This is a genomic window from Streptomyces sp. NPDC002536, assembly GCF_053594995.1.
The window spans coordinates 115,738-133,854 of the sequence record NZ_JBSFWU010000002.1 but is presented as its reverse complement, the minus strand read 5'-3'; the positions used below and the strand labels follow the sequence as shown (position 1 = coordinate 133,854).

The window sequence follows — 18,117 nt, the reverse complement described above, 5'->3', positions numbered from 1 at the left end:
GGTGTGCGCTTGCGATCTCCTGGTAGTGGAAAGTTGAGATCGTCAAGCGTGCGACCCAGCAGGATCAACGGAGGGTTGTCCTGTGGCCGCCTCAGCCCTCCCGGGCCGGGACGGCCACGTATACGCTGACGCCGTGAAGTCGCAGCTGACGCGAGCGCGTGTGACCGTATGGGGACTGGCGGCCGGTACCGTCATCGGCCTCGCCGCGTTCTTGCCCGCCGCCCTGCGCTGACTCTTTAGACGAGCCCGTCGCCGCGGGCTGCTTCCTGGGCGGCCAGTGCCTGCATGTCGAGTGCGTCGGCCAGTTCGTCCAGGTCTTGCGTGACGCCCCTGTACAGGGGGGCGCGGTAGGAGGCGCCGAGCGCGCGCAGCATGCGTGAGACCTCGCTCGAGTCGAGCAGGACGACTTGGCTGTTCGCGGCGTGGAACGTGCGGAGCTGGACGTTCTTCGGTGCGAACACGGAGCCGTTTGGGCGGTCCGCCGCCAGGTGGCGCAGCAAGGCTGCTGTGTCGTCGCTGAGGGGGATGGACCTCTGGGCTCGCCGTTGTGCCCGGCGTTCGGCTACGTACTTGGTCAAGGACGACACGATGACATCAGTGATCGTCCGGTCCTCCCTCTTGGCCTCCTTCTTCGCATCCTCCCAGAGCGACTCCTTGACGCGGACGTTCCGCTTGGGAGTTTCACCGTCGCCCGTCGGCCTGCCCATGACTGCCTCCCTATTTCTGTAGGGACAGTGTAGGTACAGAAATCGGGGCCAGTCCATGGTGGCGCGGATGCGCCGGCCTACCGCCTGCGGGCCGGCTGGGCGCTGGCCGGGAGAGACGGCGTCGGGCGGCTGGTAGGGAGGGCTAGGTGCGGCTGCTGGGGCGGACTGGGGCGAGCGGGCCTGGTGGTGTGCCCGTGGGCGAGTTCGAAGGCGAGGTCTTGCAGAAGCGAGGCGGGGGCGTGCGTGGAGAGGTGAATGGCCCAGGCGGGGCGGTCGGGAGCGTTGCCGCCCCACAGGGTCCAGGTGTCCAGGGGGCCGTCCGCGGTCGACTGAGCGGCGAACGCGTCGAACTGCACGCCAACGGGGTCTGCGTTGGGTGAGGTCCACTGGAGTCGGCGTCCGTCGTTCTTCTGCGGCCAGGTGGCTTCGTCGAGGGGGCGTGTGGCCTGCGCGACGGATTTCTCCATGACGGACACTTCAGGGTTGGGTCCCCATATGTCGTCGGTGGAGAGGGCGTTGAGGAGGGTTTCGACGATCTCGACGGGTGTGGCGGCGGTCACGGAGGCATGCCACGTACGTGGCCCGACGGGCGATTCGTAGGCGGCGATCGTCCAGTTGAAGTCCTCGGGTGCGGCCTCGTGGAGGAACTCCACCCGCAGGGTGAGGGATTCGTGAGCGGCGATGGTTGTCTCGTCCGACCATGTCCGGTGGCGTTCCCATTCCGGCTGCGAGGCGAGGAAGGAGTCCAGCAGGGCTTCGTGGTCGCCGGGGGAGGCTGCCCACACCGGTATGCTCTCGCGCTCGCCTTTCGTCGGCTGGCGGCCGGTTGCGTCTGGGGTTGGCGTGGCGGCTCCCGGCGGGGCGAGGGCGAGTGCCGCGCGTTGTTCGATGTCGGTGGCCGGCGGGGGGCCGGGGCGTACGGCGTCACCGTTGAGGCGGTCGAACTCGGCCAGGGCCTCGGTGGGGTTGTCGTAGACGAGGGCGACTTGGCGGAGGTGGTCTTCACCGTGGAGGTGGATGCTCTGGCCGTCGTGGCGGTACGTGCCGACGGCGACGAAGGTGTGACCGTCGTGAGCGTGGGCGTGGATGAGGAGGCGGCCGGAGGTGATGTCGTCGTGGATCGTCTGGGCTTCGGCGGAGACCTCGCGGATCTCCTCACGTGTCAGCCAGGGCATGGGGTAGTCGGCCCAGGTCCACTCGGTGTCGATGTCCTCCTGCAGGCCTGCGTCGATCTCGACGTCGGCGCCGTGTGCGCGCAAGGCGCGCGCGGCCTGGTCGGCGTAGTAGGGCTCCTCGTGGTCGATGCGGGCCAGGACCATCGTCTGCTCATGGGCCGGACGGAAGCCGTGGACGCTCAACAGGGCAGACGCGGCACGGGTGTCGGGGCTGGCGATGGTGGCGGTGACGGCGTCGGGGTGCTCGCGGTGCCGGGCCAGGTGGACATGGGCGTCAAGGGCGGGGTGGGGCATGGGCGCTCGGTTCTCGGGCCCGGCCGGATATGGCCGGCCGGGCCCGGGGTTATCGGGTGGTTCGGTGCACGCTGGCGATGGCCGGTGGTCCGGCGCGGGTGGCTGCTGGTGGGCGGGGTGTGCGGGGTCGGGCTGGTGGGGGTTGTGGTGGGGTGGTGCGGTGCCAGCGGGCGCGGATGGCGGTGAGGTCGGCGAGAGCGCGGCGGCTGCCGGTGACGAGCTGGTGAGGGGTGTTGGCCGGGTCGTCGGTGAACGCCTGGATCCGCAGGGCGACGGTGTGCGCTCGGGTGAGAAGGGCGCGCTGGAGGACGCGTTCGCCCCAGTGCTCCGGTGAGCCGGCGGGCGTGGAGAGCAAAGCGATCAAGTCGGCCGGGGTGAGGCCGGCGGTGAGCAGACCGCGGTGCTGGGCTTCCCACAGCACGGTGACCGCGTCGACGGGCTCGTCCCGGTGGGCCTGGACGGTCAGGCACTGGAAGAGGGCGCCGTGCAGGGGGAGGGCGAAGTCCTCGGCCTGCAGCCACCGCATGGTCTTGAGCCCGTCGGGGTGGGCGGTGGCGGACGCCAGCAGCAGCCGCTCTTCCTCCACCGCCTCCTCACCGGCATAGCGTGGCGGGGTCGTGGGGGTCGGGGTGCGGGGGAGGGAGCCGGGGTGCGGGGCGAACTGGACGGCGAGTTCGTCCAGGTACCGGGCCAGGGCTTCGGCCTGGTCCAGGACGGCGGCGGCCGGGTCTGGGCCCGTGGTGTCGGTGGCCGACTGGCCCAGGCGCTGGGCGTGCATGCGCAAGGTCCGGCGGGCGTGTTCGGACCGGACCATTCGCGCGTACGCGGCCGCGTGCCCAGTCCAGGGGCAGGCGTGGACCAGGCTGTGCAGGTAGGCGGCGCTCAGACCGGGGGCTTCGGGCCGGGCGGCGTGCAGGACGGCGTTCAGCCAGAGCGGCTCCCTGGCGTGCGCCTCGGGGGCGGGCGGCGGGAGGGTGCGCATGGCTGCGAAGAGGACGGCGTGGGAGTGGTCGGCGAAGTGGCCGGGCTCCAGGGCACCGAGGGCCTTGAGTTGCTGAGGGTCGAGGAGGAGAGCGCCGAGCAGCGCCTGCTCGGCGTAGTGCACCGGCCGCGGCGGCGCTGGGTCGTCGAGGCCGGGGTCGGGCTGGGGGCGGGGGGAGTCGGGCATCAGGCCGCCAGGGTGAAGTCGTCGGGGCCCAGGGTCTTGCCGAGGTGCGGGGCCAGGAGGTGAGCCGCGAGGCGCGGGGGGACCGCGTTGCCGATCTGGGAGAACCGCTGGCCTTTGTTGCCCTGCCACGGGTAGTCGGCGGGGAAGGTCTGGAGCAGGCCAGCCTCGGCTGCGGTGATCCGGATCGGCTCCGGCGCCGGACCGTCCTCGTGCCGACGGCCATCGACGGGGTCGGCGACCCAGACGCACTCGTTGGCGCGGTGGCCGAAGAACAGCGTCCCGGCAGGCTCGTCCGCGCTGCGGACGGTGGCGTGGGCCTGGTTGTTGCTGCGCAGAGACCAGGCCCAGCGCGCCTCCGAAGGCCTCGCGTCCAGAGCGTGGGCGGAGTCCTTCCGCGTGGTGCCGCGCGGGTGGCTCTTCCAGGTGCCGCGGTCGCGGGCGTCGGCGAGGGATTTACGGGAGCCGGAGGGGAAGGGTTCCGGGCCTCCGCCGGGTCCGCCGCCGGCGCACACGGTCGGGACGGGGCGGTCGGTGGCGCCCCAGCCCAGGGCCTCGGCCATGGACACCCATTGCGTGCGGCCCGGCCCGAACAGGGTAGGCGGCTCGGCGAGCTTGGCGTGCGTGGGGGCGGGAGGCTGCGCGGTGCGGGTCCGTGACGCGAGGAGGATGGCCCGCCGCCTCGTCTGGGGGACGCCGAAGTCGGCCGCGTTGAGGATGCCGGACCAGGCAGAGAAGCCCCAGCGGCGCAGGACGACGGCGTACTGCCGCCACAGCGGCAGGACATCGGGCACCTCCTCCATGGCCACCCAGTCCGGCTCGCCCACGGTGTTGAGGGCGTGCAGGTAGCGCATGGGTTCGGCGGCGAGCAGGGAACGCTGGTCCCGGCAGGCGGCGAGCAGCCGTTCGCGGGTGTCCCGGCCCGTGGCGAGGTCGGCGACGGCCTGGTGGACCAGGGGCTGGTCGACGAGCCCGAGGCGCTTGCCGGCCATCGACCATGCCTGGCAGGGCGGTGAGGCGATCAGCCCGGTCGTCCGGCCGAGGAAAGGCCAGGCCGGGTACCTCGCCACATCGGTGCGAATGGTCAGCTGGCCAGCGGCCGCGCGGGTTTTGCAGGCCCATTCGTCCCATTCCAGGCCGACATCCCGGACGCCGAGCCGGGTCAGAGCGTGGCTCCACCCGCCGGGCCCGCTGAAGAGGTCAACGATCACGCGGCCAGCCCGAAGCCATCCTGCATGGCGTAGTCGACTTTTGGGAGGACGCCTGTTGCTGACAGGGCGAGTCGCATCGTGCTGGATTGAACTCCGCTACCTAGCGAGATGGAGCGGAATGCGGGGGTTGCGGAAATGGTGCGGTCCTTGCAGTGAACAGGGCCGGCCAGGACGGTGGCCGGAAAGGAAAGTGGGGGAATGCCGGAGTCAGCGCCGCGATCGGCCCGCGTGCGGGGTGGGCATGCCAGCGGTCGTGACGGTCCCCAACACGGTGGGGAATCAGCGTGGTTGACGGCCGAGGTCAGCGGGCCCGGCCGGATGCCGCGTTGAGTGCTGGCCGTGCAGGGCGCGCGGTGGCTGTCGCCCTGGCCCTGGCTGCTGGGGAAAGGCCGATGAATGCGGCGACGGTGGTCGTGCCGCGGGAGGTGAGGCGCACGCGGTCCGGCAGCGGGCCGCCGACGAAGGCGGGCGGCGCGGACTTGGGCTCGTGTGCGATGAGGTCTTTGGCTTCCAGGGATCGCAGCGTGCTGATCAGCACGCGGACGTCGCGGCTGTGGACGTACTGCCGGCCGAGGCTTTCGGACACGCGGATGTGGCCGCGGGCGACTTCCTGCAGCGCGCTGTGCTGGACGGCGTTCAGCTCCTGCACTGCGATGCCGGCCGGGGGCCGGCGTCGGCGCATTTCCCGGGCGATGCGGTCGGCGGACTCGACGGCGGCTTGGGGAGCGAGCGCGGTCAGTTCACCGGCCAGCCGTGCCTGGCGGCCGGCGATCTCCAGTGCGTCGGGACGATCAGGTTCTGCACTGCCTGCCGCGGCGGGCCGGGTGGTGAGGGCCTCTCGCGCATCGGCGAGGCGGAGGGCAGCCTCGTTGCTCAGGTAGGCGAGCTGCTTGAGCCGTACCAGGGCGTCGATCAGCTCGCGGCTTTCGTAGAGCTGTTGGTCCTGGACGGCCTTGACGGCGGTGAGGGTCTCGTGGGCCAGGCGCTGCGCGGAGTCGGCGTACGTGCCGAGATCGGGGCCCGAGGAGGAGCTGAGGCGGAAGGTGTCGATCGCGTCGTTGTGGTGGGTGTAGTGGTCGGCAAGGACCAGTAGTCGTTCGATGGGGGTGAGCGGCGCGGGCACGTCGAACAGGAGGGCATCGACGGACGGTGTCGTCATGGGAAAGGGCAGGTCTTCCGTGGAGTGTGCCGGGACGTGGACGGCGAACGGTGCGCGTCTCAACGGGTCCGCACGGCCGGGGTGTTTGCAGGGGGTAGTGCGGGCTTGCGTGGAGAGGCGGGGTGGTGGCGCCCGGCGAGGGAGGAGTGGGCCGCTGCCAGGGCTTGGCCGGCGTCGTCGAGGTGCATGCGGAGTCGGCTGTGGTGGTCGATCGCGTGGAACTTCTTTTGGATCGTGTCTTGCGCGCCGGGCTCGGCGAGGGCGACGAGCGGGGCGAGAGCCTGGGTGTAGTGGGCGACGGCGCGCCCGATGTGGCTTGCCGCCTGGGACAGGGCGTCGGCCGAAGGCCGGGCAGGGGCATCGGGGCGGTCGGGAGCGAGACGGTATTCGGTGTCAGCGGCTATGAGGGCAGTGAGGTGGCAGAGCAGGTCGATGTGCCGAATGGCGGTGAACAGGCCGCTGCCGTCTCCGGTGATGCGGTGGCCGCTGATGTCGGTGATGACGGCATCCAGCGCTTCGTACGGCTCCATGCCCTCCAGATCGGCGGGCTCGTACGTGTGAATGGGGCGCCTCCATAGGCGAATTGGGAAAGATGAGAAGGGGGTCGGTCTAGACAGCGGTGCCGAAGTCGTCTTGCTTCGGAGCGGTTTTGGCGACGGCGCGGGCGGTGATGCCCCTGGAAGCACGGGCGGAGGCGGCGGCCAGTTCCTTGGCGTCGGGCTCGAGGTACCAGGGGCGCAGGTCGAGCATGGCGACGCGCATGCCGGTGGCCAAGCACAGCGCGGTGCCCTTGGGCAGGGCGCGGATGGCATCGGCGGCCATGATGCGCTCCTGGCGCATGCTGATGCTCGTGGACTTGCCGGACTCCGAGGTGGAGGTGGACTTCGTCTCGACGTCGTGGTCGCCGATCAGCCTGCTGAGCTTGTCCGCGAAATCGGGGTCGTCGATGCCGGAGCCGATCACCTTGATCGTGGAGGCGGACCACATGGCGTCCATGCCCGCGTCCCCCCAGACCTTCTGGCCCTGCCGGTAGGACTGCAGGATGGTGATCGGGATGATGCCGCGGGAGCCGAGGTGGGAGTACAGGTCCGGCAGGTCCGAGATCTTGCAGACGTTGGCGGCCTCGTCGAGGATCGCGAGCATCGGCGGGTCGAGACGGCCGCCGGCGCGTTCGGCCTGGGCGGTGGCGGCCCGCATGACGGAGTCCGCGCACGCGGCGATCAGCGCGCTCGCGCCACCGCCGCCGTCCTTCGACAGCAGGTAGAGGGTGTCGCGGGAGGTGACGAAGTCGGCCGGCCGGAACTCGGGGACGTTCTTCTGCGGGGTGACCCACGCGGCGATCTCGCTGTTGAGCAGCGCGGCGGCGTACTGGCGGGCGGTCTCGTAGATGCCGTCGCGGGTCTCGGGTGGCCCTTCGACCGTGCCCTTGAGCTGGGCGGCCACCGCGCTGAAACCGTGGTCGCGCAGGATGTCCAGCGGCGTGCGGTCTGCGGGGAAGGCCAGCCACTGCATCACGTCGGTGATCGGCCGCTCGTCCAGGGCTGCAGCCAGGAAGAGCTGGCTCAGGATGTTGCTGCCGGCCTTGGACCAGAAGTCGCCCTGCTGTGAGGCGTCCACGGAGGCGGCGAGGAAATGCCCGGCGAGCCGTCCGGCGCCATCGAGGGTCTTGGCGTCGGCGAGCGGATTCCACCACATCTCCCGGCTGGCGTGGGCGATCTGCTGCGGGTCCATCGACCAGGTCCGCCCGACCTTCGCCCGGGCTTCGAGGGTGGCGGTGTAAGCGTCGCCGGCAGCCTTGTTGGAGGTGAGCAGAACGGGACCGGGGGCGTTGAGGATCGACGGGATGGCGAGGCTGGTGGTCTTGCCGGAACGCGGCGCCATGATGGCGACGGCGACATCCTCGTAGCCCATGCGGACCTCGTGCCGGGTCCCTTGGAGGTTGCCGAGCAGGATGCCGGTGTCCTTCGCCTGGATGGTCTTGGCGTCCTTCAGACTCGGACGCAGGGAGCGGGCCTTGGCTGTGATGGCCTTCGACAGCAGGGGCTCGATGTCCTTCTGCTTGGCCATGCCGGCGACCTTCTTCTTCCGGCCTCCGGCCCCGCCGCGGTGCCGTGACCACAGCACGGCGCCGACGATGGCCAGCGTGAGCAGGGTGGCGATGGGGACGATGCGCGCCCCGATTAGCAGGGACGTTCCGCCAGCGTGAGGCCAGAGGCGTGCGGGGCGGAGGAGAGCTTCGACCGGCTGGTAGGCGGCCCAGGGGCCGGAGTCGGTGAGGTAGGCGGTGACGTTGCCGCCGAGCCAGGCGAGGTTGGCCAGGGGGACGGCGATGGCGAGGGCGACGAGCAGGACGCGGAAGGCTATGTCGTAGCCGTCGGTGCTGCTGCCGGGGTTCGAGGAGGTGTTGGACAAGGGGGCGGTTCCAAGGGGTGCTGTGGTGCGCCGGCGGTCAGCGGGAGCGGCGGGGTGGCGGTACGCGGGGGTTCCGCGGCGGCGGTGGAGTCGGGGTGCCGCGGGCGGCGAGTTCCTTGACGCGGTTTTCCAGGGCGAAGGCGACGGCGGCTGCTGGGACCTCGCGGGTGGTGCTGCGCTGGTGGCGACGGCCCAGGGCGGGGACGTGGAGCGGGTCGCGCGCCAGCGGCGCCCCGTCGGCGAGCGCGCGGGTGAAGGCGGTGATCAGGTGCGGCGGCGTATTCCCGTCGAAGTACGCCCGCCAGACCCGGTCATGCAGCTCCCCGTCTGCAGTGACGTCGGCGAACCAGCTGTTCGCTGCCCTCGGTGAAGTGCTCGACACCGGAGAGACCGTCGGGCGAGACGAGCCCGTCGCGGTGCTCGGACTCGTGCCACCCGGCGTGGCGAAGTGGCTCGCACGGGTCGGCTGCGGGGGCCGCACGGGTCGCCGGCACGGGTGGGGGTGTAGGGGTGGCTCACGGCTGCTGCCGGTATTGGTCGCCGGACGGTGAGTCGGTCGCAGAGGAGCAGCGTGAGCAGAGAGCCGGCGCCTGCTGGCCGGGTGTGCGGTGGCCGGCGGGGATGCGGGTGATGTCCTCGGTGAAGGTACGGAACTGGGCGTCGAAGCCGTGGAGGCGGTCGATCAGGCTGGCCAACGCGCTGTAGGCGTCGTCGCTGATGTCCTGCAAGTCCATGGCGTAGCTGTCCTGTTCGACGAAGTCGTTGCAGAGACGGCCGATCGCCTCGAAAATCTGGGCGATCCGGTGAAGGGCGCCTTCGTGGCGGTCGATGATCGGCGTCAGGACGGTGGCGATGTCCTCGGGACGCTCCGCCCGGTCGAGCTGTCTGCTCAGCCGGAGGAGCCCGGTAGTGATCGCCTCGATCTCCCGTGCGGAGAGGTCGTCGGGGTGGGGCACGCGGGGTCTTTCTCAATCGGGGGCCCCGGCCGGTCGCCGGGGCCAGCTGATCAGCGCCGGGTTCGGGCGCCGCCGGCGGCGGCGTACGGGCCGGTGGGGTTCTTCCGGGGGCGGGTGCTGGCCCACGAGTTGCGGGCCCAGGTCGCGGCGCGGGCGGTGGTGATGCGGGCCTGCTGCCAGGCACTGAGCTGGGAGGGCAGCACGGAAACGGACGTCGTGCGGATGCGAAGGGTCGGCGGGACGTGCCCGCGCGGTCGCATCACCGGCTGCGGATCGGACAGCGCGGTGGTGAACGCCTGCACCAGGTGCATCGGGGTGGTCGGAGTGAACGTCGCGTTCCATGCCGGGCCGTGTTCGGTCTGGGCCGCGGCCCACCAGTACGCCTGCCCCTGGCTGTCCTGATGGAACTGGACGACGGCGTTGCCGTCTGGGCTCATCGCCGAGAAGTGCTGCCCGCGCTCGGTGCGCCAACCGTTCTGCTGGAGCGGTTCCCACACGTTGGGGGCGTGTGCCGACCGGGGCCGGGTGAGGGCGTCGGTGAATCCGGCGACGATCTCGACGGGAATCTGTTTGCCGAGGGTCGCGTGCCAGGCTTCCTGCTGGTTGGTCGCCGTGCCCCGGATTGTCCAGCCGCCGGGCTGGGTGTAGGGGTCGTAGCCGACGCGGACCGTGCGGTCGGGGCTGTCGAAGACGATCGGGACACCGGCCTTGGGCGAGCGGTCCGTCCAGCCGGAGGCGCGCAGGAACTCGGTGACGTGCCGCAGGTCACCGCCGCCGGCCAGGTGCCGGGGCTCGACGAGGTAGTGCTGCTCTGCCTGCTGGCTGGCCGGTCCCCAGCCGGCCCACTCCTTCTTTTTCACCGGCGTCTCCGGGCCACGAAGGCCGAGGTGACCGGCGCTGGCGGGCGAGCGGTGGAGTTGGTGGGCGCCGCCGGTTGGGCCAGGCGCTGGAAGTCCTCGGCATGGTCGCTGAGGTCCGCGCACAGGCCGTTGAGGTCGTTCGCGGCGCGCCCGAGGGCCAGCCACACCTCGGGCGGGAAGGCCCCCTGCTCGGTGTGCGTCCGGGCGGAGCGGGAGCCGGTCTCCACCAGGGTGGTCACTTGGCCGAGGATCCCGTCCTGGACGTCGAGGACGCGGCCGAGGATGTGAGCCGTCTGCTCGGGCGGAGCCTGTGACAGATGCTGGGCGAGAAGGCCGAGTTGGCGGGCGATGTTGTCAGCGAGGAGTACGGGGTAGGGCGTCGGGTCGGGCATGGCGCTCCGGGCGGTGAAGGCGGCGGTTGGTCAGGGGTGCTGGCCGCGGCGGCGGGTTTCATCGAGGAGCCCGTACGGTCCGGTGGCCAGCGGATTGCCGCGCGTGCTGCTGCCGAGGGCGCACGCGTGGAGGTAGCGGCGGAAGAGGAAGGTGGCCAGGCGGGGCGGGCGGTCGGCGGTGATCGGCGGCGGGATGGTGCGGTCGCGCTGGGGGATTGCTCAGGCTCCGGATGTCGGTGGTGATGGCCGGCCCCGGAGGGGGCCGGCCGGTGGTTCAGGTGCGGCGGCGCGCTGGGGTGGCGGGCGGGGCAGGCGTGTTGGCGTGGGTCGTTCCCGGTGCGGCGCGCTGCCTGCGGAGGTCGGCCACGGCGCTGCGGTAGGTCGCCTCGTCGAAGAGATCGGGGTGGATGTTGACGCGGTATCCGGCCGTTAGCAGCGTGGGGATGGCCCGAGTGGCGAACTTCTTCTGCTCTGCCTCGGGCAGGTGCTCGGGTACTTCGTGCCAGACGTAGATCGCCGCGGTACGGCGCTCGAAGCCGAGGTCGTCCAGGAGGACAAGCAGTGCCTCGGCCGGGTCGCTGCCGCTGTCGACGTAGATCGTGTCGTTCAGAGGACGGCGGTAGATCTCGAGGTCGTTGCCGGTTTGGTCAGCAAGGCTTCCCAGAGTGGGCCTCCTGTTCAGCGAGGGATCTTGGCGCGTTGGCCCATTCGGCCGGCGGCGCGGGCGCTCACCGGGTCCGGGTGGTCGGCTTGACGGGCTGCGCGGGCGGGACGGCCGCGGTCTCCAGCGCCGGTCGGCTGGGCGGGTGGCGCAGGATGACGCCGATGCCGTGGGCGGCCAGCTGGGCACCAGCAGCGCGTACGGCCTGGGCCTGCAGAGCGGTGTCGTCACCGGAGAGGACGAACGCCTCCTCGCGCGGGTCGTAGACGAAGCCGGCCTCGTGCAGAGCCTTGGCGGCCTGCGGGCTGTCCGGCTTGGCGGCCAGCATGCCGTCGCCGAACCAGGTCATCACCACGCGCTCCGGCTCCCGGACCGGCGCGGCAGCCGGCGGCCGGGGGTGGTCGGCGTTGTGCTGGACCTGGGCGACGGCCTTGTCGTACCGCGGCAGCAGGTCGGCGGCGATGTCGTCCGCCGCGCGGAAGGGGTCGTCGGGGACGGCGATGCCGTCCGGCTCGCGGACGCCACGGAACGCTTCCGGCTCGAAGCCGGGCGGGGCCATGGCGCCGACGAGGTACTCGTCTGGGTGGCCCGGGCGGCCCGTGACGTACAGGCGTGCGCCGTCGTCGCGGGTGAGGACGGCATCGTGTCCCAGGACGTGTTCGGCGATCGCGCCGGAGACCAGGTTCATGTCCCACACGTCCTCGGTGACCGGGAATTGCTCGGCGTACTCGGCGTGACGGTGGTAGGCACTGGTCCATCGGCCGGGCAGTTCGCCGGCGAGGACTTGGGCGAACGACTCAAGGTCGTGCGTAGCGATGGGGTCGGGCATGTTCTCCTCGGGGAGGCAAATGAGGGTCAGCGTCGGCGTCCGTCGGCTGTTGCGGCGGGCGCGGAGGAAACGCGGGGCGGTGGGGGTGGGCAGGCGCCTACCGCGGATGCCTCCGCTCGGCATCCGGGACAACGCCTTCGCAGTCGGTTCACCTGGGCGCTGCGCGTGGCGGTCGGCGAGGCCGTTGCGCAGGCCGCGCAGATCGGTAGGCGATGGTCAGCGGGAGCGGTGGGCACGGGCGGCTGGCATTGCCACCGGAATCTCAGAGGCGGCAGGCGGGCGCTGGGCGGCCTGATCCAGGCTGGCGGCGGTGGCCTGGAGGTCCTGCTGGAGGGCGAACAAGCGGCGGGCGGCCCACTCCAGGCGATGGCCCGCATCACTGGCGCGGCCGTTGTGATGGTTCGCCACTTGGTGCGCCGCCTGTTCGACGAGCCGCCGGACGTTCGCCAGCGGACCGTTGGCCTCCTCAGCGAGCCTGCGCAGCAGCGCCGCTTGCGCCGCGTCGGCGACCGCGGGCGAGTCCCGGCCGCTCTGCGGACCGTCCGCGCTGGCCCCTTCGGCACGGAGCCGGAGGTCGGAGTCGATGCGGTGGCATTCGGACAGAAGGAGCGTGTGCAGCGGACGTGGCTGGCGGGCCCGGGTGCCGTCCTCCCTGATGAGGTTGGCCAGGAGATGAAGGCGGCCAGGCTGGGGCTGGAGGGCGATCCAGCGGCACGCCTTGTCGTCTCCCGGCGGCGCGATGCCGGTGGTGCGGGCTAGCCGGTAGGCGATCTCCGACCATTCCGTCTTCGCCAGCACGCGGTCCCCGGGACGAAGGCGGACGGAGACATGGAACACGAACGGGTGCTCAACGCGGGCGACTTGAGCGGGCCGGCGGGCGGGGACGGCGAGGTGCTCCACCACGTCCTTGCTGGTCCAGCGCGGCTGACCGCCGTCGACGACAGGGAAGCTGGAGGAGTGGGCAAGGACCGTGTCGCCGGTCAGGTCCTGGTCCGCGGCGAGGGCGCGGCCGAAGGCTTCGGAGAGGGCCCCGGTGAAGGACCTGCATGACCCGTGTACGCGCGCGATCACCGCTGAGCCGGCGCGTGGGACGGCCGGGCCAGACGCCCCCAGTCGTCTGCCGCTGTGATCAAGGAGCGTTCGCGGACGAGGTCGGCGTGCACGGCCACATCGCCGGGCGGCAGCAGGTCCAGTGCCCGGTCAATGGCGTCCAGGGCCTTGCGGTAACTGCCCAGAGCGCGCAGGGCTGCGGCCTTGCGGAACAGCGCGATCGGGTCCGTACGTTCGGCGAAGGGCGGCCGGTCCAGCAGCTGGAGCATGCGTTCCTCGCGGCCGGGGAGGCGGTGTCCCAGCCACAGGCCGTGCAGCAGGACCTGCAGGGTCTTGGGGTGGTCGTCGGCTTCGGCCAGCACTGTGTCCATCAGCTCCACGCCGTCCGTGCGGGACTGGCCAAGGAGAGCGAAGGCCCACATGGCGCGGCTGTAGACGTCCAGGCGGCTCACGACCGACGGCGGCATGCGGTCGAACAACGCCTCGATGCTGGGGCAGCGGAAGTCGTAACGCAGGCCGGCAAGGTACAGATGCCGGTGCGCGCGGCCGGTGATCGGATCGGGTGCGGGTTGGGTGATCTGCTCCGGCCGCAGCATGAGCAGAACGCTGTCGCCCGTGGTGCGCGTCTTCCAGGCGACGTCGGCGCACACCTCGGCAGACTCCTGCCACGTCGCATCGATTTCACTCAGGAGACCGGCGACGGCATCCGGCCATGCGTCGCCGCAAGCGGCGGCCGTGACTGCGGCGGCACGCACGTGTTCGAGAACAACCGTGCGCTCGGAGGAGGCGGTGCTGGTCATCGGCCGCCCCGGGCGTTGTCGATGTGCACCAGCTGGTTGAGGGCGGTCACGGTGTACCACCCGCAGTCGACCACGTCGCTGGTGTGAGTGAACTTCGGCAGCAGCAGTTCTTCCAGGGCGCGCAGATGGATCAGGCAGTCGGGGCATCGGCGGGACAGGTGGACCATGTAGCGGGGGTGGGCGGTGATGTAGGTGCGCGGGCCGCCGTTGGGGTCGCGCAGCCGCCAGCCGTCCTCGTCGGTCGGGGTGTGCCAGGAGGGGGTGACGACCCTCATGGCGTCACCCCACAGTTCCCCGTCCGCGACGCCCTTGAGGATGACGACCTCGTCGCCGGGCGCGAAGTGGGCGTGGGTGATGCCGCGGTGGGCGGTGAGGGTGTCGCGGGACGGCGCCCAGATAGCGGGGATGTGCGGGGGGCGGGGCGCGGAGGCGTCAGGCACAGCAGGGGTCCTTCCACGGGCGGCACGGGGTGGCGGTGGGAGGATCAATGGTCCGGACGATCCCCGGTTTCGCTAACCGGGGATCATCGGGTATTAGGGCGCGCTTACCGGAACGGATTCTCCGTGCCACGGTCGTCGTCGCTGGCCGCGTCGAGGAGTTCGGGCAGATCAAGCGCCTCGGCGTCCCGCTGGTCGATCCACCATCCGGCGCGCGTGATGGTGCGGATCTTCTCCTCCAGCTCGGCCCAGTCCGCCTCGTCCCAGGTTCCTTCGGTCACGAGGGCGGTGTAGGCGGCGGTGACCAGCTGGTGGCGGGAGCGCTCGCCCCAGTCCAGGGCCTTGGCGGGGCCTCCGAGCGGCGGCATCTGGAACTGCTGGGCCCACGCGGCGGCGGCCTGCTGTTCCTCGGCGCGCTTGGCGGCGAGCCATTCCTCCTTGCTGGCGCTGTCGCCGTCCCGGGCTGCCTTCCAGCAGTCGGTGCAGTCCTTGCCGGCTAGCCAGCGGGCGAAGCCGGCGCGCTTGTCCGCCGGACGGTTCGACAGATCATGATCCACACTGTGCCCACAGGTGTGGGCAACGTTCCAGGTCTTACGGACAGTCATGTACGGATTTCCTTGGTGAGAGGGGTCAGGGACGGGCGGCGTGGGCTGGGACGCGTCGGTGCCGGCCGCGACGTCGGACCACGCCGGGGACACGGATGCGGCGGCGGGCGCCGACAAGCACGGCGAGGCAGGCGCCGGCGCCTGCCGCCGGGAGCGCCGAGCCGATGAAGGGGTGCGTGGCCAGGGCGCCGGCCAGGGCGGTTCCGGCGGCCTGGCCGACGCCGACCGAGGCGATCAACCAGGCGTACGCCTCGGTCGTGGTGCCGGACGGGGCGAGCTGGTCCACGGTCAGGAACGCGCTGGTGATCAGCGCGGTGAGGAACAGGCCCGGCAGCGCGGTGGAGACGGTCGCCGTGATCGGGCCGGGGCCGGTCATCAGCGGCACCCACCCGACCGCGAAGAGCACGGCGCTGACCGCGAGTTGGGCCGTCACAGTGCCGGGCCAGGACCGCCGAGCGTAGAGAAAGCCGCCGAGGAGGCTTCCCGTGGACAGGGCGGCGGGGATCAGCCCGGACAGCAGGTCCATCCTGTACCGGTCAGCCATGGCCACGGCCCATACGTTCATGGAGCCCAGCGCGAAGCCGACACCGGTCAGCGCGACGAAAAGCAGCAGCAGCCCGCGGTGCCGCAGGGGTCCCCATGCCCCGGATCCGGAAACGGGTGCGGGCAGCCAGTTCCTGGACGGCGACGCGGTCAGGACGACAGCCGCACCGAGCAGGCCAAGGAAGGCGGTAGCGGTCATCGCCGTGCCCGGGCCGGTGGCAGCGACGAGGGCTGCCACCAACGGGGGCCCGGCCACGTAGATCAACCCTTGGGTGCCGGTGTCCAGGGAAAGAGCGGCGCGCTGCCGTTCGCGGTCGGGCAACACCTGCGGCCACAAGGCCCGCAAGCCGGCTTCCAGCGGCGGAGTGCTCAGCCCGGCCAGCGTGACCAAGCCGAGTGCGACGCCGGACCGCGCGGCAGCGTTGACGTGGGGCAGCAGCAAGAGGCACACGGTGGTGGCGATCACTGCTGCTGAGGTGGCCAGGGTCTGGCCGCGTCGGTCGACCATCCGGCCAAGGAGCGGCTGCCCGACGGCGGACGCCAGACCGTACACCGCGCACAGCCCCCCGCCCAACGACAGCGACCCGCCCTGATCGGTGACCAGCAGGAGGATGGCGACGGGAGCCATGCCGTTGGGCAGCCGTCCGATCAGGGTGCCTAGCAGGAGTCGGGCGACGTGCGGGTGGGCCAGCACCGGGCGGGAGCCGGGCGGCGCGGTCGGGTGGTCGGGCGTGGTCGACAACGAGGTGCTTTCCGTGGTGGCGGGTGGCCGGGGACGACTCGGGGGTGGGTGCGGCAGGGAGACCGACATGTGCGGCTTAGAGCCGTCGGGTGAGGTCAGCGGCGGGGGCGCCTGCTGGCGGCCGGCGGCGAGGGCTGGGCCTTCATCGCCGTTCTGGTCCGGTACGCAGCTCGTGCTGACGCCGCGCCATCGGCCGAGCGGAGGCTCGGGTCGAGGTCGACCTCGTACCGGGCGGCGGTGAGCATGTCCGCGGCCCAGCTAGCGTGTTCGTTCTCCCAGCCCTCGCCCATGTCGAACGGGAGTCGGATCCACTGCCCGCGCAAGGAGGGCCTGGTCTCGAATCCGGCGTGCGCCAAGATGCGGGCCGCGAACCCGTCGACTGCGCCGTCGATTTCGACTTCGCCGCTGGGCTGGCGGGTGATGCGGATCGACTCGGTGGCCACGCTCACCTGCCCCGGCTGTGTCCGGCGGACGGGGTCATGCCGACCGTCGGTGCGTAGGTGGGCTGCGGGGGGATGGGACGGGCGCCGGGCGACGTGGTCAGGGCGGGGCCGCGCTGGGGCGAACGGGCGGCGGCTGCGTGAGCGATGCGGCTGCGTCGCTCGGTGTGCGCGTGGGCCGCGATCGGGTTGTGGGCCGGGCCGGGGGTGAGGGCGGGGTCGAGGGAGTAGTCGGCTTGAACGGCGTAGCCGTGCCGTCGCAGGTCGTGGACGGCCTGGCGGGTGCGTCGCATGCCGTCCTGGTCCGGGTTGGTCAGCCGGTACATGCCGGGCCGTTCGGGGACCGGCTCGAACTGCTCGCGGGTGAGGAACCAGTGGGCGAGCTGTTCCGGCATCGTGGCGGTGGCGGTGGCGACGAAGCCATGCTCGGGGTGGGTGCCGAAATGGAAGTGCTTGGACAGATGCGAAGCCTTTCTGTGCAAGGTCAGCGTCGGGCGGGTGCCGTGCTGGGCAGTGCCGGCCGAGCAGGCGGAAGCGCGAGACCGCCGTGGTCCCGCAGGGGAAGCGGACGTGGCGGGGAGGGAACGGCGGCGCGAGCCTGGCGCAGGAAGGCATCCCCGTCGGCGATCCAGGTCTCGATCACCGGACGGATCAGGGTGTTTCTGCGGGCTTTCGCCTCCGCCTTGGCCTGGTCCGAGTGCAACGTGAACGTGGGACCGGGCATCGTGAGGGAGCCCCATTCGGCGATGATGTCCGCGCCCTGGGCCACAGCTCCGTGGAGGCGTTCCAGCGTGGCGGCGTCCTCCGGCCAGGCGGTCTGCGCCGGGCGGCACGTCTCCAGCAGAGCCGGTGCGTGGATGAGGTAGTTGCGGAGCTTGTACCAGGCCAGGTCACCGAACTGCTCTTCCAGCTCCGGCAGATGACTCGGGTCCAAGACGGTGGCGTCGCTGTAGCGGCCGGACTCCTTCATCGCCATCAACGTCTCGTACTCCTCGCGGAGGCTGTTGAGTCCGTAAGTGACGGCCTCCAGACGCCGGGCGTGCAGCGCCTGGCGGTAGGCGGGCAGAAACTGGTCCGCGATGGCGCGAGCCGCCAGCTGCACGTCGCTGGGAACGGTGATGCTCACGGGCGCGATCGGCTCGTTGCTGTTGTCGTCGAAGCCTTCGGTGGCGAACGCGCCGACCAGATAGTCGTGTGGGTGTCCGGGCCGCTCGACGAGGAGCAGCTCGATTCCGGCGCCGTCGCTCAGGACTGCCGTATACGGCAGCCGCTCGTCCTCAACGGCGCGGATCAGTTCGCCGGCATCCCACAGCAGCGGAACAAGGTCGTGCTGCCACACCGGGTGGCTGTGGATTGCGACTTCGGCGTTCCAGTTGCCGGGCAGGTGCGCGGCGATCTCCTCGGCGACTTCGCCGAAGTAACGGCGGCTGCTGACGGTGACGGCGGCCTGGTGGCGGCGGGCGGTGCGCAGCAGAGTGCGGATGACATCGCGCGTCGCCTTCGCATCGCCGGTCGCGAGGGCGTACGCGCCGTCGTCGCGGCGCTGGAATCCGGCGAGCTGGAGCGCGGTCTGCGCCCATGGGTACTTCTCGCCGTGGGCGACGGCGACGATGCCAGCCGTATGGCTGTACGACAGGGTGATGTGCGCAGGGGAGTTCGGGGGCATGCAGGTCCTGTGG

Annotated in this window: 20 protein-coding genes; all 20 read right to left on the bottom strand. The window is 71.4% G+C overall.

All coding sequences use genetic code 11. The features are described 5' to 3' along the window. Nucleotides 1-236: 236 nt before the first annotated feature. On the bottom strand, nt 237-707 hold the full coding sequence (locus ACWD4B_RS01515; protein ID WP_451418835.1) for a hypothetical protein: 471 nt from the start codon (nt 705-707) through the stop codon (nt 237-239). 77 nt (nt 708-784) lie between these two features. Then, complete coding sequence (locus ACWD4B_RS01510) at nt 785-2,176, bottom strand: DUF317 domain-containing protein (protein WP_451418834.1); 1,392 nt, start codon at nt 2,174-2,176, stop codon at nt 785-787. Nucleotides 2,177-2,225: 49 nt separating this feature from the next. Then, nucleotides 2,226-3,344, bottom strand: coding sequence for a DnaB-like helicase N-terminal domain-containing protein (locus ACWD4B_RS01505; RefSeq protein WP_451418833.1), 1,119 nt, complete (start codon nt 3,342-3,344; stop codon nt 2,226-2,228). Next, complete coding sequence (locus ACWD4B_RS01500; protein WP_451418832.1) at nt 3,344-4,552, bottom strand: DNA cytosine methyltransferase; 1,209 nt, start codon at nt 4,550-4,552, stop codon at nt 3,344-3,346. The genes ACWD4B_RS01505 and ACWD4B_RS01500 overlap by 1 nt, the downstream gene beginning before the upstream one ends. 301 nt (nt 4,553-4,853) lie before the next feature. Further along, on the bottom strand, nt 4,854-5,711 hold the full coding sequence (locus ACWD4B_RS01495) for a hypothetical protein (protein WP_451418831.1): 858 nt from the start codon (nt 5,709-5,711) through the stop codon (nt 4,854-4,856). Nucleotides 5,712-5,770: 59 nt separating this feature from the next. Then, complete coding sequence (locus tag ACWD4B_RS01490; protein WP_451418830.1) at nt 5,771-6,241, bottom strand: hypothetical protein; 471 nt, start codon at nt 6,239-6,241, stop codon at nt 5,771-5,773. A gap of 79 nt (nt 6,242-6,320) precedes the next feature. After that, nucleotides 6,321-8,123, bottom strand: coding sequence for a type IV secretory system conjugative DNA transfer family protein (locus tag ACWD4B_RS01485; protein WP_451418829.1), 1,803 nt, complete (start codon nt 8,121-8,123; stop codon nt 6,321-6,323). Nucleotides 8,124-8,160: 37 nt separating this feature from the next. Then, nucleotides 8,161-8,505, bottom strand: coding sequence for a DUF317 domain-containing protein (locus tag ACWD4B_RS01480; protein ID WP_451418828.1), 345 nt, complete (start codon nt 8,503-8,505; stop codon nt 8,161-8,163). Between the two features lie 133 nt (nt 8,506-8,638). Continuing rightward, nucleotides 8,639-9,079, bottom strand: a complete 441-nt coding sequence (locus ACWD4B_RS01475) for a hypothetical protein (protein ID WP_451418827.1) — start codon at nt 9,077-9,079, stop codon at nt 8,639-8,641. A gap of 50 nt (nt 9,080-9,129) precedes the next feature. After that, on the bottom strand, nt 9,130-9,939 hold the full coding sequence (locus ACWD4B_RS01470; RefSeq protein ID WP_451418826.1) for a DUF317 domain-containing protein: 810 nt from the start codon (nt 9,937-9,939) through the stop codon (nt 9,130-9,132). Then, complete coding sequence (locus tag ACWD4B_RS01465; protein WP_451418825.1) at nt 9,936-10,331, bottom strand: hypothetical protein; 396 nt, start codon at nt 10,329-10,331, stop codon at nt 9,936-9,938. The genes ACWD4B_RS01470 and ACWD4B_RS01465 overlap by 4 nt, the downstream gene beginning before the upstream one ends. A 728-nt stretch (nt 10,332-11,059) precedes the next feature. Next, a complete protein-coding gene (locus ACWD4B_RS01460; RefSeq protein ID WP_451418824.1) occupies nt 11,060-11,821 on the bottom strand; it encodes a hypothetical protein in 762 nt (253 codons plus the stop codon). 216 nt (nt 11,822-12,037) lie between these two features. After that, nucleotides 12,038-12,892: a relaxase/mobilization nuclease gene (locus tag ACWD4B_RS01455; RefSeq protein ID WP_451418823.1), complete on the bottom strand. Its 855-nt coding sequence runs from the start codon at nt 12,890-12,892 to the stop codon at nt 12,038-12,040. Further along, nucleotides 12,889-13,671: a tetratricopeptide repeat protein gene (locus ACWD4B_RS01450; RefSeq protein ID WP_451418822.1), complete on the bottom strand. Its 783-nt coding sequence runs from the start codon at nt 13,669-13,671 to the stop codon at nt 12,889-12,891. Before ACWD4B_RS01450 ends, ACWD4B_RS01455 begins: the two co-directional genes overlap by 4 nt. After that, the gene (locus ACWD4B_RS01445) at nt 13,668-14,111 is read right to left on the bottom strand and encodes a hypothetical protein (RefSeq protein WP_451418821.1); all 444 of its coding nucleotides are present in this window, start codon (nt 14,109-14,111) and stop codon (nt 13,668-13,670) included. Before ACWD4B_RS01445 ends, ACWD4B_RS01450 begins: the two co-directional genes overlap by 4 nt. A 104-nt stretch (nt 14,112-14,215) precedes the next feature. Further along, complete coding sequence (locus tag ACWD4B_RS01440; RefSeq protein WP_451418820.1) at nt 14,216-14,713, bottom strand: hypothetical protein; 498 nt, start codon at nt 14,711-14,713, stop codon at nt 14,216-14,218. 25 nt (nt 14,714-14,738) lie between these two features. Further along, nucleotides 14,739-15,998, bottom strand: coding sequence for an MFS transporter (locus ACWD4B_RS01435; RefSeq protein WP_451418819.1), 1,260 nt, complete (start codon nt 15,996-15,998; stop codon nt 14,739-14,741). A gap of 95 nt (nt 15,999-16,093) precedes the next feature. Further along, nucleotides 16,094-16,447, bottom strand: coding sequence for a hypothetical protein (locus ACWD4B_RS01430; RefSeq protein ID WP_451418818.1), 354 nt, complete (start codon nt 16,445-16,447; stop codon nt 16,094-16,096). Beyond that, nucleotides 16,444-16,920 carry a hypothetical protein gene (locus ACWD4B_RS01425; protein WP_451418817.1) on the bottom strand — a complete coding sequence of 159 codons (477 nt, stop codon included), beginning with the start codon at nt 16,918-16,920 and terminating at the stop codon, nt 16,444-16,446. The genes ACWD4B_RS01430 and ACWD4B_RS01425 overlap by 4 nt, the downstream gene beginning before the upstream one ends. Nucleotides 16,921-16,922: 2 nt before the next feature. Beyond that, nucleotides 16,923-18,104 carry a hypothetical protein gene (locus ACWD4B_RS01420; protein WP_451418816.1) on the bottom strand — a complete coding sequence of 394 codons (1,182 nt, stop codon included), beginning with the start codon at nt 18,102-18,104 and terminating at the stop codon, nt 16,923-16,925. Nucleotides 18,105-18,117: the final 13 nt, after the last annotated feature.

What these genes read in the sequence shown, in the direction of transcription:
- ACWD4B_RS01490 (WP_451418830.1), bottom strand. Translation starts at nt 6,241, where the DNA reads ATGGAGCCGTACGAAGCGCTGGATGCCGTCATCACCGACATCAGCGGC.
- ACWD4B_RS01495 (WP_451418831.1), bottom strand. Translation starts at nt 5,711, where the DNA reads ATGACGACACCGTCCGTCGATGCCCTCCTGTTCGACGTGCCCGCGCCG.
- ACWD4B_RS01505 (WP_451418833.1), bottom strand. Translation starts at nt 3,344, where the DNA reads ATGCCCGACTCCCCCCGCCCCCAGCCCGACCCCGGCCTCGACGACCCA.
- ACWD4B_RS01420 (WP_451418816.1), bottom strand. Translation starts at nt 18,104, where the DNA reads ATGCCCCCGAACTCCCCTGCGCACATCACCCTGTCGTACAGCCATACG.
- ACWD4B_RS01465 (WP_451418825.1), bottom strand. Translation starts at nt 10,331, where the DNA reads ATGCCCGACCCGACGCCCTACCCCGTACTCCTCGCTGACAACATCGCC.
- ACWD4B_RS01440 (WP_451418820.1), bottom strand. Translation starts at nt 14,713, where the DNA reads ATGACTGTCCGTAAGACCTGGAACGTTGCCCACACCTGTGGGCACAGT.
- ACWD4B_RS01515 (WP_451418835.1), bottom strand. Translation starts at nt 707, where the DNA reads ATGGGCAGGCCGACGGGCGACGGTGAAACTCCCAAGCGGAACGTCCGC.
- ACWD4B_RS01460 (WP_451418824.1), bottom strand. Translation starts at nt 11,821, where the DNA reads ATGCCCGACCCCATCGCTACGCACGACCTTGAGTCGTTCGCCCAAGTC.
- ACWD4B_RS01450 (WP_451418822.1), bottom strand. Translation starts at nt 13,671, where the DNA reads ATGACCAGCACCGCCTCCTCCGAGCGCACGGTTGTTCTCGAACACGTG.
- ACWD4B_RS01510 (WP_451418834.1), bottom strand. Translation starts at nt 2,176, where the DNA reads ATGCCCCACCCCGCCCTTGACGCCCATGTCCACCTGGCCCGGCACCGC.